This window comes from Methanobrevibacter sp. (assembly GCF_036307625.1).
Classification (GTDB): Archaea; Methanobacteriota; Methanobacteria; order Methanobacteriales; family Methanobacteriaceae; genus Methanocatella.
In genome coordinates, this window is record NZ_JAXJXF010000151.1 from 1 (window position 1) to 13418 (window position 13418).

General features: G+C 35.0%; 11 protein-coding genes and 1 tRNA gene. 3 read left to right on the top strand and 9 right to left on the bottom strand.

Annotated elements, in window-relative coordinates:
- Positions 1-95: 95 nt before the first annotated feature.
- The 8 genes from UIB65_RS09520 to hypA all read right to left on the bottom strand — a co-directional run bounded on the left by UIB65_RS09520 (position 96) and on the right by hypA (position 5180).
- Positions 96-1040 (bottom strand): methionine synthase, encoded by a 945-nt coding sequence (locus tag UIB65_RS09520; RefSeq protein ID WP_330041194.1) that lies wholly within the window; start codon positions 1038-1040, stop codon positions 96-98.
- Entirely contained in the window at positions 1037-1351 is a 315-nt protein-coding gene (locus UIB65_RS09525) for a DUF1894 domain-containing protein (protein WP_330041197.1), read from the bottom strand. Before UIB65_RS09525 ends, UIB65_RS09520 begins: the two co-directional genes overlap by 4 nt.
- 1 nt (position 1352) lies before the next feature.
- Positions 1353-1811, bottom strand: coding sequence for a DUF1890 domain-containing protein (locus tag UIB65_RS09530; protein WP_330041199.1), 459 nt, complete (start codon positions 1809-1811; stop codon positions 1353-1355).
- Positions 1812-1823: 12 nt separating this feature from the next.
- Positions 1824-2906 carry a hypothetical protein gene (locus tag UIB65_RS09535; protein WP_330041201.1) on the bottom strand — a complete coding sequence of 361 codons (1083 nt, stop codon included), beginning with the start codon at positions 2904-2906 and terminating at the stop codon, positions 1824-1826.
- A gap of 40 nt (positions 2907-2946) precedes the next feature.
- Positions 2947-3019, bottom strand: a tRNA-Ala gene (locus UIB65_RS09540).
- A 56-nt stretch (positions 3020-3075) separates the two neighbouring features.
- Positions 3076-4107, bottom strand: coding sequence for a DUF354 domain-containing protein (locus UIB65_RS09545; protein ID WP_330041203.1), 1032 nt, complete (start codon positions 4105-4107; stop codon positions 3076-3078).
- Positions 4108-4127: 20 nt separating this feature from the next.
- On the bottom strand, positions 4128-4784 hold the full coding sequence (gene hypB, locus UIB65_RS09550; protein WP_296803078.1) for a hydrogenase nickel incorporation protein HypB: 657 nt from the start codon (positions 4782-4784) through the stop codon (positions 4128-4130).
- Positions 4785-4802: 18 nt separating this feature from the next.
- Positions 4803-5180 (bottom strand): hydrogenase maturation nickel metallochaperone HypA, encoded by a 378-nt coding sequence (gene hypA, locus UIB65_RS09555; protein WP_330041205.1) that lies wholly within the window; start codon positions 5178-5180, stop codon positions 4803-4805.
- 190 nt (positions 5181-5370) lie between these two features.
- Between hypA and UIB65_RS09560 the strand changes: the two genes are divergently transcribed.
- Entirely contained in the window at positions 5371-6510 is a 1140-nt protein-coding gene (locus UIB65_RS09560) for an aldo/keto reductase (protein WP_330041207.1), read from the top strand.
- 5 nt (positions 6511-6515) lie between these two features.
- On the opposite strand, the gene UIB65_RS09565 is transcribed toward UIB65_RS09560, so the two are convergent.
- A complete protein-coding gene (locus UIB65_RS09565) occupies positions 6516-9404 on the bottom strand; it encodes a DEAD/DEAH box helicase (protein WP_330041209.1) in 2889 nt (962 codons plus the stop codon).
- Positions 9405-9728: 324 nt separating this feature from the next.
- Between UIB65_RS09565 and UIB65_RS09570 the strand changes: the two genes are divergently transcribed.
- Positions 9729-12200, top strand: coding sequence for a DEAD/DEAH box helicase (locus UIB65_RS09570; protein WP_330041210.1), 2472 nt, complete (start codon positions 9729-9731; stop codon positions 12198-12200).
- Between the two features lie 11 nt (positions 12201-12211).
- A partial coding sequence (locus UIB65_RS09575; protein ID WP_330041212.1) for a PD-(D/E)XK nuclease family protein occupies positions 12212-13418 on the top strand: 1207 nt, incomplete at its 3' end.

A 13418-nucleotide genomic window follows, 5' to 3' on the forward strand; every position in this document is an offset into this window, starting at 1 on the left:
CCTATAATCAGTAAAATAAAATGCAGTGTAAGCTAAAATTGAAACTACGGCAATTACAATTATTATCTTGATTTTTTTATTCATCCTTATCAACATCAGGAATATTTATCCTTAATCTGATTCATCAGTCTTAATTTTTCAAATGCAACATCCTTGGGAGCTCTCCTTAATCCGCAATCAGGATCTAGAAGTAAATTATCTTTGCCCACAATGTCAACTGCCTTTGAAACAAGATCATCAATGTCAGAAATGTCATCCACTTCATTAACAGACGAATCGACACATCCAAAGCCAATTTTTTTATTTTTTACTAAATCTGCATTTTTTTCCAAAACATCCAAATTCACATCATTGCCTGCAAATTCCATATCCAAAATATCTACATTAAAATTAGCGAGGTCTTTAAATGCCTCATTCAGAGTTCCGCAAACGTGCATGGCCAATGGAACTTCCAGATTTTCATGCAAAATATCAATAGCTTCCTTTGCTACTTTCATATCAACCATTCCTGTTGACAAGAACGGTTCATCAACTTGAATATAAACAGGATTTGCCTTTTTGGCTATCGCATCCACTTCAAACTTAAGCGAATGTGCCAAATCAATTATTGCATCTTCCTTATTTTTATAAAAAGATTGGATTCTTGAAGAATGAATAATGGTTGTCGGCCCTGTGATAATTCCTTTGATTCCCTTACCTTCCGGAATCTTGCCATTATAATAATCCTTAACAACACTTCCGGCATATTTCAAATCCTTAACGGAAATCTCTTGAGTAGGCCTTCTTATTTTGGAAACTACAACGGTGTTGCCGTCTTCCAATTTCATTCCAGGAATATATTTTGTAAAAATAGAAACCATATCCCCTCTTACCTGACCATCAGAGACTATATCCACACCGGCATCAAGCTGAGCGATAACACTGTCTTTAATTGCTTTTTTAAATGAATCATAAGACCCTAAAGCACTGGATAACTTATCCTTAAAACTAGATGGTGAGCTTTCTTCACTAGGAAAGCTACCTACAACAGTTGATTTCATTTTTTATTACCGGTGTCTAATTTTTTTATTTTCTCAACTTCTTCTTCATCTATTGGCAATTCGACAACAGATGTTCCATGACACGGTTTGGTATAAGGAAGAAAAACAGTCCCTTTTTCATTGTCAAAACCAATTGGTATTGGTGGAATCCCAATAACCCTAACGCCTAAAACCTCATCACCAGGTTTTATGTAAACTAAATCATCTGCCTTATATCTGATAATCATTGCACAGTCCTTAAAACCAGCTTTTGAAGCATGGATTTCATAATTATCTGACTGCTGAAGATAAGTATCTAAACAAAAAGACATATTATTCAAACTCCTTGATTGCTTTATCGAATTTAACTTTAATCGGTGAAGGATTGTGGAATGCTCTTACAGCCTGTATCTTAGCATTGCTTCCACTTTCTTCAATCATATTAACAAATTCTTCAACTTCATCCATATCCCTTGAAAACACTAATGCAAGAGAATTGGTATTTAAAATTTGATCGAAAGTTACAAAGAAAGAAGCTGCAGCGTCCTTATGTACAAATCCAACCAATAAATCATAATCTCCTTCACTAATTTCTCCTAAAGTCCTTTCCAAATCAACTAAATTAAGTTTATAATATCCTTCAGGGTCAGATATCTTTACTAATTTTGAAGCTGCAGGATTTGCAGCAATTGTTGTATCATAACCCATTTTTGTCAATTTATTAAAAACATAAACTGCCATCGGAGTTTGTGATGGAGTTTCAGGACATCCAAGTAATACTAATGCTTTCATTTATAATTACTCCTATGATCTTGTTTTAAGTGAAACTACATTAGCTAAAATAAATGTTCCAACAAATATGAAAGTTAACAATGCCATACCATTGATTGTTCTGTTAAATACAAATAAACCAATTAAAGCTTGTGCACAAAATGCAGCTAATGCACCTGTTAATAATACTTCCCTACCAAGATATTTTTTATTATTTTTCTCTCTTTTTTCTCTGTACATAGTCAATACTTTAAGACCGATTATAATTGTTCCCAAAGTAAATACCATCAATCCAACTAAACCTAAATATCCAAAGTCAAAACCATATCCAAATATACCTGGAAGCATATAATCGATTGTATCTTTCTGGTTAACCAATATACCAAAGAACATAGGGAATGGTAAACCAAAGAATAAAACAAATTGCATCGGCAAGGTAATATAACCTTCAGCAAATGCTGTTCCTTCAATACCCCAATAAGATGCCTTACCGCTGTGTCCTATTAGCTGAATGTTATTTAATACAGTCTTAATACTTGCTAATGAATACTGTTCAATCCTACCTAATCTTAAAAGTGGAGAGAAGATTGTCATTCCGGTTACTCTAGATAACGCTTCAAGAGAAACTAAACCTACAACAGCAATTCCTACAAACATTAAAATTCTTTTACCTGTAATCACTGTTTTTTCTCTGAATGATTTTGAGATTATTAGATAACCTAGGAACAATCCTAAAACCCATAAAATCAGAAAAGACCTATGCATTAATCCACCGAATATTGTAATACCTACAGTAAATAAGATTACGAATCTTCTAAGCGGCCTTATATCCACACCCGATTCCTTCATCACCTTCAGCGAAGCGAATGCAGTTATGGTCGCAAGTAATGCCAGGGGTCCAAACGGGTGAGTAAACTCCGCCTGACTCGAAGATATCACTAGCAATGCAATATCTGCTCCAAAAAGAAGTGTGAAACCACCCATTAAAAATAGGGACAAAAATGTTACAACACTGAGAGATAATGGGATTAAGTTAAGAGTAAATACCCATATAACAAATAACATTATTGCAACTTCTACAATTAATTGTAAATGATTTTGAGCAATTAATAACATATTCTAATCACAATTTTTATCAATTTAAAAAATATAAAAGTGGACTGACCGGGATTTGAACCCGGGGCCTCCGCCATGCCAAGGCGACGATCTCCCATCTGAGCTACCAGCCCAAAAAAATTTAAGTCAAATACTAATAATTATATTTGACATTAACTAGTATAAAAAACTATTTACCATTCTTGGCCAAATCATAAAGATTATCGATAATTACCTGGAATAGGTCATCAGTCTTAACATCAATTTTTTCATGAGGATTGACTATGAAATCCAATGCCTTGTTGATAACATCTTCAGTATTGACAGACCGGTACATCAAACCTTTATTGATATAATATTGGTCTACAGACAATGTATCACCAGGATAACATGATATTACAGGAGTCTGTAAAATTGCAGCCTCCCTGTTCATTGTTCCTCCAGCACCGATTACCAAATCACATTTTTTGATTATACTTGAAGTATCAACCGGCGGTTTCAATATTGAAACATTTTCAATTCCCTCGAATATTTCAGCCTGTTCCTTAAATCTTGGAAGAACCAAAATGTTGGCCACATTTTTCAGTTCATCAACAATAGGGGACAAAACTGATTTTCTGCAATCAGCATCCAAATATGAAGCAAGAGAAGGTTCCGGCCTCATCAATATAGTTTTTGGATGTTTCAAATCAAGGTTTAAATCATTGAAAACATTGTCATTATATTCAAAACTTTTAAAATGCATCAGTTCAGAAGTTCCATCATAAGATATAATAGTATTAGGATCGGCTCCAAATTTCATCAGTTTCCACATGTCGATTATGTTCGGAGTGATTATCCTGTCACATAATGGAAGAGTTAGCTTATTGGCAGCCAGTGCATGTTCATTGTCTAAAACGTATAGGCTTGGAATTCCCAGACCGAATGAAATTCTAGGAAGTTCGATAGAATGCTTGCTAAGGGCAACATCCACCTTTTCATCATGAATAACATCAACAAGATTATATACTCTTGATGTGCTTTCCCTTAATTTGTCATATAAACTTACACCATGCTTGCCGACAGATATAAAATCGATATCATACATGTCCATTAGCTTATGAATATCTCCAAACTGTCTTGCGGTAACTATTACATCCTCACCTTCAGCTTCGAGATATTTGATTACATCCTTGAAAAATCTCACATGAGGAGCATTTGATATATCGATCCATACTTTCATGAAACCACCTTTAAAAGCAATTATAAACTATTTTTCTTTTCTTCAATAGCTTTGATAATTTCATCCAATCCGCTGCCCTGTTTAAGGCTGGATTTAATGATTTTAACATTAGGATTTAATTTTTTAGCATCTGCAACCATCTTATCAGCATCAGCACCAACCGCTTCTGCCAAATCGACCTTGTTAATTACGACTGCATCTGAAGTTTTGAAAATCAATGGATGCTTTTCAACAGTGTCATCCCCTTCAGTGACACTGACAACAACGATTCTCATATGGGAACCCAGTTCAAAGTCAACTGGACAAATCAAATTTCCAACATTTTCGATGATAATCATGTCCAAATCATCTAAAGGCAAATCATGAAGGCCATGACCTACCAAATGTGCATCTAAATGACATTCCTTACCGGTATTTAAACCGACTACAGGCACGTCATGTTTTTCAATACGTCCTGCATCAAATTCGGATATGACATCTCCTGCAATTACACCTATATTATAATCAGTATTATCAATAATTTCTTCGATTAAAGTTGTTTTACCAGAACCAATGGCTCCAACAAAATCAACACAGAATATTTCTTTATCTTCTAAATTTTTTAAATTCTTTTCAGCCAGCCTCTTATTGGCATCCATAATATTTTTTGCTACTTCAACATCGGCCACTTGGTGCATATTTTCAACTCCTTTTAATTAATCATCTTCAGGTTTTTCTATAACAATATTTTTAACGACAATGTCTCTTCCGTTAAGGATTTCAACTGCAAGACTATCGCACTCAGGACATTTAACCATAGGAGCATAATGGTCTTTATCATCAAGTATGGCGCTTCCATGAAATTCACATTCACGACAGTCAATTTCTACAGGAATTTCTTCAAACTTAATTTCTGCATCTTCAACAATAGTATTTTCAATTAAAACTCCTAAAATAAATTTCAATTGTTCAGGATTTACCATTGCCAATCTGCCAAGTTCTATAGTGACTTCATTAACCTCAGTTGCATTATTGCTTTCTGCAGTTTCTATAACTGCATTAAGAATACCTTGAGCCATTGATAATTCATGCATTTTATGTCTCCTATTAAATATTAATAGTATAAGTTTAGTTTTGTTTATTAATAAATATATTTAATATTCACGTAATACCCCAGTAATAATTTGAAATTTAAAAAAATAACAATCAACTGTTGCAATTAACAACATATAAATATATTGTAATTGATATATAAAACTAGTTAAAAATTTTGGAGATAGTATTATGGATTATAAATCAAAATTTGGTTTCGGATGCATGAGATTGCCCCAAACCGACATCAAGGACCCCTCAAAAATTGACCAGGAGCTATTTAACGAAATGGTTGACAAATACATGGAAAAAGGATTTAACTATTTTGACACATCATACGCTTACCACGATGGAGTCAGTGAGGTGGCCATCAGAAAGGCAATCGTCGAAAGGTACCCTAGAGAATCATATCAGATTTGCGATAAGATGCCGACATGGGCATTGACTTCACCTGAAGATAACGATAAATTCGTTAATGAAATGCTTGAAAGGCTCGGAATTGACTATTTTGACGTTTTCTTCATCCACAATATTAACATACCATGGTTAAAATTAGCTGAAGAAAATAATTCATTCGAATATATTAAAAAAATGAAGGAAAACGGAACAGCCAAAAAAATCGGATTCAGTTTCCATGACAATGCTGATTTGCTAAAAAAAGTTCTAGACAAGTATGGTGACATGTTGGATATCGTCCAATTGGAGCTTAACTACCTTGATTGGGAAGACAAATCAATTCAGGCACACAAATGCTATGACTTATGTGTAGAGTACGGTCTTGACGTTTATGTAATGGAACCATTGAAAGGCGGAGTTATCGTCAACCCCCCTAAAGAAATTAAAAATGATTTTAAGGAATTTAATCACGACAAATCTATCGCCAGCTTTGCAATAAGATTCTGCGCATCACTTGAACATGTGAAAATGGTTCTATGCGGAATGAGCAAAATGAGTGATATGGATGATAACTGCGATACGTTTGAAAACTTTGAGCCAATAACCGATGAGGAAAATGAATTCCTATCAAAAATGGCTGAAAAACTTTATTCTAAACTTGCAGTTCCATGCAGCGAATGCGAATACTGTTTAGATTCATGTCCCTCTGAAATTCCAATCTCCGATTATTTCCACATATATAATGCAAGTAAAAACCAGCCTGAATCAAACATTTATAGATTATACTATGATAAACTCAAAAACGAAGAAACACCAGCTGACCAGTGCACATATTGTGAAGAATGTATCGACCATTGTACACAGAAAATTAACATCCCTGAAGAGCTAGAAAAACTTCGCGAACACTTTGAAGAGGGTTTCACACCTTACGGATGAACTGACTAACATACCCTCATTTTCAACTCCTTAACCATTTCACCATTTTTATTTATTTTATAGGCTTTCTTAAAGTATTCTACCGCCTTTGGAAATATCCCTGATTGATAATATATCAAACCCATCATGGCAAGAGCCTCTGAATTTTTACTGTCAAAGTCCAATAATTTTTCCAGGATTTCAGATGCAGTATCCAAATCTCCCTGTGCATATAAATCATATGCCTCTTCATACAATACTTCCTCATCGTCTATGGTATTGATTTCAACATCAATATCCTCATTGGTCAAATGCTGCCTATTATTCAATAAAACATCAAGTTCGTTAGCCATTTCATTTGACCTGTCAATAGCCAATGCCCTTTTCACAAACATTTTGGAAATATCACTTTGATCCTGCAAATACAATATTTTAGCCATCAAAGCTAGAGAATCAACATGATTCTTGTTTGAACTGATGATATTATTTAAAATATCCTTTGCCTGTGAAAAATCATTTTTATTGTATAGCTCCAGTGCATCCTTGAATTGAATATCCTGTTCATCATCCACTTTTTCGGATATGATTTCTTCGTTGACCTCTTCGGTTACGGCTGAAGCGTCATCAGATATCAGCCTGCACATATATTCCAGAATGTATTTTGTGGCATTCTTGTGAAGTGGCTTGTTATCGTTGCCGCATTTAGGGGAGTATATGCAGGCAGGACATCCGCTTTGGCAAGTACAGTTGTTAAGCAAATCAAGTGTGGATTTCAAAAGGTCAACAAAAACGTCCACTGCCTTTTCACATATTCCAATTCCACCTTCATAACCGTCATAAATAAAAATGGTTGCCTCCTGAGTATCCTCATGATAGTTTGTTGAAAGGCCTCCAATATCAAATCTATCACACATAGTATGAAGAGGAAAAAGACCAATCAGTGCATGTTCTGCCCCGTGAAGGCCACCTGCAAACACCTCTTCCTCATTTGGAAACATGTCCTCAAGAGTATCCTTGACGCTTTTTGGAATTGTAAACCATAATCCCTTGGTATTGAATTTCAAAGGAGGCAAGTCCAGCGGATAGGTGGCTACAGATTTTGAAAATTGCATTTTCTTGTATTTGAAGTAGTCTTCACTTACTGTCAGCTCACCAAAATGGATTGTCAGATTGCCGTATTTTGTCTTGGAGAGTTTTCTTTTGATATTGATGTCAGTCTGGTTTAAAACCATCGTATGATAATCTACAGTTTTTTGGCTGACATTGACAAAGCCTCTTGAAAGACTTACGCTGTTTACAACATAAGTGTCTCCCTTGTTGATTAAAATAGCTCCTTCATGGGCTTCCCTATAAACCTGTGATTTCTCCATTGTTTCAAGAAGGTTTCCATTGTTCATTATCTTAAATTCTTCGCCTGAAATTTGATCCAAGGAATGGTCAAGGGCGGGATTGTCGTCATAAGGATACATATAATCGCCTCGAGCATTGATATGCAAATCCTTTTTAGAAATAAGTTCATCCAACGCATCATCATCAATTTGGAAATATTTTTCTATCTCCTCATACTTCAGCGGCAGTTCCTTTGCAGCGCACAGCAGGTGGGCTTCCTGCAGAATCGGATTAGACAAATCGATGATTGCATTTTCATGGGGCTTATCAAAGAAAAACTTTGGATTGTTCATAAAATATTGGTCAAGCTGGTTTTCAAAAGCTATTAAAACAGCCAAAGATTTCTGAGAGCTTCTGCCTGCACGGCCAGCCTGTTGCCATGTGGATATCATTGTTCCGGGATAGCCTGAAATGATAACTGCATCCAAAGATCCGATATCAATACCCAATTCCAATGCATTTGTGCATGTGACTCCCAGATATTTGCCGCTTTTAAGACCATCTTCAATTTCACGCCGTTCCTCCGGCCTGTAACCTGCCCGATATGCGGCAATTCTATGGGCCAGTTTTCCTTTAACCTGAGTCATGTCCTTTTTAGCCCACATTGCAATTAATTCTGTGGTTTTTCTTGAAACTGTGAAACATAATGTTTGAATTTCCTTTAACATCATATACATGAAAATATTTTCTGTTTCCATATGTACTGAAGGAGCATTATGCATATTGACCTTGTTTCTACGGTAATTTTTAAAAGGATTGTATAAAATAAAGTCCTTTTCACCGCTTGGAGAAGTGTCATTGTCAACCAACTTAAATTCCTCTCCGGTCAACCTGTTTGCAAGCTCCAAAGGATTTGCAAGAGTAGCTGAAGACAATATGAACTGCGGATAGGAACCATAAAAATTTGCTATTCTTTTTAACCTTTTAATTAAAAATGCTACATTGGAGCCAAAAACCCCTTTATAATAATGTGATTCATCAATTACGATATATCTCAAATTGCGGTAAAACCTGGACCATTGGTGATGCCAGGATAAAATAAGATGCAGTTGATAGGGATTGGTCAACACAATGCGTGATTTTTCACGGATATTTCTCTTGTCCCCTCTTGGAGTATCCCCATCATATGTTCTTGGATTAATCTTTAAATCCAGTTCCTTTTCAAGATTTTCAAGCACATGAAGCTGGTCATTGGAAAGGGCCTTTGCAGGATAGATATACAAGGCTGTTGCATCCCTGTCTTCTATCATGGTTTCAAGTATGGGCAAATTAAAGGCCAATGTCTTTCCGGATGCAGTTGGGGTTGTGATAATGACATGTTCGCCATCCTTAATCGATTCGTAGGTTTCTGCCTGATGCTCATATAATTTCATGTCTTTTGATTCAAGATACTCAATAATTTTTTCATTCAGATTGTCCACTTTTTTGAAACTGGCTTTTTTAGCGGGAATAGTCTCTACATGAGCAATATTATCCCTATAACGAACATCATTTTTAAACATATCAATTTTGTCAGAATCAGCCATATTTCCCACTAAAAATTATTAATATTTAATATTTGAGTATACTGTTATATAAATCAAATCAGAGAGCATTTGAAAACAACTACAATTAAAAACAGAAAAAAAAGTTAGAAGAATAATCTTCCAACTTTTTATGCATATCATGGAAAGTATTTCAAACTCCCATAATATCATATTTAATCTAACTCATTTAAAAAAGTATTGAAAAACAAATTAATTATTTGGCAAAATCTGAATTTGATGAATACTTTTCAAATGGACTCTCACTTATCATTATATTAATAACATAATGACATAAATTAATAAATATAGGTAAAGAGGGAAAAAATGATTTCATATGAAGAATTTGAAGACATAATTGTAAATATACTTAAAAGAGACATCTCTTCAAATAAACAACAACAAAAGGCTATTTTATCTGAACCTAACAAGTCCCTGTTTATTGTTGCAGGACCAGGATCTGGAAAAACAACAGTAATGGTATTGAAAATATTAAAATACATTTTTGTAGATGGAATAGACCCCTCTGAAATTTTAGCAACAACATTTACAAAAAAAGCGGCTGATGAATTATATTCAAGAATCCTTGGATGGGGTGATGAGATAAAAACCCATCTTGAAGACAAATACTGTGACGGGAGTTTTGAAACCAGCACAAAGCTTGCAAAAATAGAAAGAATTGATTTCAACCAGATTACGCTTGGAACTACAGATAGTATAGCTGAAGAATTACTTAGAGACCATAAAAAACCAGGAGAAAATCAATCAATAGTTATTGAGGACTTTGTAGCAAACTCCGCAATGATTAAAATTCTAATTGAAGATGAGAAATATCTCAACAAGAATCTGGTGGAATACTTAAAGGATTTGAGCGGAAAGCCTAAATTGGAAGAACCATCGAAAATGAGTGAAATTCTGATGGAAATAAAAAATAGGCTTTTTTACGACCAGATTGACTTCAATGAGTTATATGCTAAAACACAGGAAAAAAGCGGACAGAGATTGGCTCTTGACTGTATAAAAGAATATCAGGAAACATTAAAAGACAGAAACACCATTGATTTTGCAATGCTTGAGTCCAAATTTCTTAAAAAGCTAAAAAGCAATGAACTGGACATGTTTTTAGATGAAATTAAAATTGTTTTGATTGACGAATATCAGGACACCAATCTAATTCAGGAAGACATATACTTCACAATAGCCGAATCCGCATTGGAAAACGACGGAAACATTACCGTGGTCGGTGACGATGACCAGTCACTGTACAGATTCAGAGGAGCTACCGTTGACCTGTTTACCAATTATGAAAAACGGGTGAAAAATCGACTGGGAATTGATGTGGAGGAAATTAATCTAACTACCAATTACAGGTCAACTGAAAATATCATAGACCATTGCAACCAATTTGCTGAACTTGACAATGAATATCAGCAGGCCAGAGTAGAAAACAAGCCCAAAATCATTGCACCTGACTTTGATAGAGACAAGATGCCTATTTTAGGAATGTTTCGAAACAATCCAGAGATGCTGGCAAATGACTTATCACGATTAATAGATAAGCTGGTGAACAAAGGAGAAGCTGAAATAAAAGTTCTGCAGGTTTTAAATGAGGAATACTATAAGAAGGTGAATGGTGCAATCAATATTGCAAATCTGCAGAAAATCAAACAGGAATCTGTAAAAGCCGGCAAAAAGGAAGAGAAAATAAAACTTAAATTGGACAGCGATTACGGATCTGCTTCAGACATTGCTATCCTATCATATTCACCAAAAGAAATGCAATACGGAAAGCGTTCATTTCTCCACCACCTAAGAAAAAATCTCAAAAGGCTCAGAAAGCCAATTGAAATGTTTAATCCCAGAGGAATTGATTTGCAGGATATTGATGTTGTTGCAATATTTTGCGGTTTGATTCTTGAATGTATTGATCCCGAGGGAGGAATTCAAAATTCAGACAAAACAATTCCGAATCTGGCAAAAAGAAATATGATAAGATGGAGAATGAAAGCGAAAGAATTCATCAAATTAAATCCGGAACCTCATGAACCCATTTCTTTAAATGATTTTGTGACCCGCTGGCAGCTTAGAAGACCCTACCCGGAAAGAATCAATGACATCGAACAGCAATGGCCAAAAACTGCAAGTTTGATGGAACTTGCATATAAGCTAACAACATGGATAGATGAATTGCAGGAAGATGTTGAGGGAATTGTATATTTGGAAGCAATAACCAAATCCATTACCCAAACCGGATTTTTCAATGATTATCATTCAACAATTTCATTTAGAAATCGAAATCAGGAGGAAAAATCTGTTCTTGAGGCCATATGGAACATATTCATACCAATTTCTACAGGTGGAGTCAGCATTGACGAATCGCTTCTGGAAACTTTACCTGACGACAGAATCAACGTATTGTCAATTCATCAGTCAAAAGGGTTGGAATTTCCACTTGTGATTGTTGATGTAGGTTCAAGATTCAAAACAAATGACATCAAAACCCAACGTTTGAGATTTCCAAAAATGTTACCTGATAAAATGACAATCGAAGATAGCATCAGACAGTATAGCGTGCTTGGAGAAAGTGAAAGAAGTGAAAAAGACAGATCATTTGATGATTTGACAAGACTTTATTTCGTTGCATTTTCAAGAGCCGAAAGCGTCCTATTATTAATCGGCCTAAATTCTGCAATTGAAGGATATAACAAGAAAAATGACCACTTTGACATACCGAATATCGCTCTTGGATGGAGCAGAGATGAAAAATACGTTGGATTTAAGGAAATTTATCTAATATGAGGAGACTGAACATGAAATTACCTTCAAGATCAAAAGCATACATGATTCCCGAATACAGTTTGACCGGAGACTTACTGTCATTTCTAACCTGCAATCTGCAATACAGGTATCAGAATAAGGGTACTCTGCCCCCTTCAAAGCCTGTTCAAAGATGGTTCGGAGAGTTTATCCACGGAGTAATGGAAGAAGCATTTATCCAATGGAAACAGAAAAAAACAGAGTTTCCATGGGACTGGCTTGAGGACATCAGACCTATTGAAGAGCAAATCGATTTAAGGCTTCAGGCAAGAGGGCTTTATGCCCATGATGAAGAACTATTTTTCAGTTCAGTCAATAACGAGGATACAAACCTGAATGAACATGACCATAAAAAATTAGCAAGCGCCAGAGCAGAAAAGGCCATCAACATTTGGGGAAAACATCTCTTCCCATTAATTGACTCATCAGAGCTTCTAATCAAAGGTATTCGAAATATGCCACATTATGACAAAAATAGAAGCAGGTCAAATTACTATGGAATAAATGGAGTTGTTGATGTATTGACATCAATGAAAATCAATAATACCTTGGAACAAACTAACCTGGACAATTATAACAATAAGATTATTGAAATACTGAAGAAAAATAATGATTTTCAAAAAAGGATAAGTGAATCAAAAGACAGGGACGAATATGAAATCATTATTGATTATAAGGGCATGAAAAGACCGGCAATAGAAGTTAACGATCCCAAATCCGAAAACAAATGGGAAAGCCATAAACAACAGATATTGACATATTCCTGGCTCAGGTCACAGCAGGAAGATTCAAAATCAATTTTTGCAGGAATAATATTCTATTTGAATGAGCTCGTTCCGTCAAAAGAAGACCTGATGTTAATCAAAGAAGAGATGGAAAACGGATTGATTGATGATGAAACACTTAAAAAATATGAAAAGGATTTCGATTTGATAACCAATTGGCAAGAAGATGACAAGGCTCCCGAGCTGAGCAATGAGTTTAAATTAAATCGTTCAATACGCATCATCAATATCGACAAAACGGAAATAGATAACTCCCTTGAAAAATTTGACAAAGTTGTTTATGACATTGAAGAATCATTAATAAAAGAAATGAAGGGAAATAAAATTCAGGAAGCATGGAAAGCCGAAGCCGATGAGAGAACATGCACAGCATGTGATTTTAGAACATTCTGCAAAAACAACAAAAACAAAACAA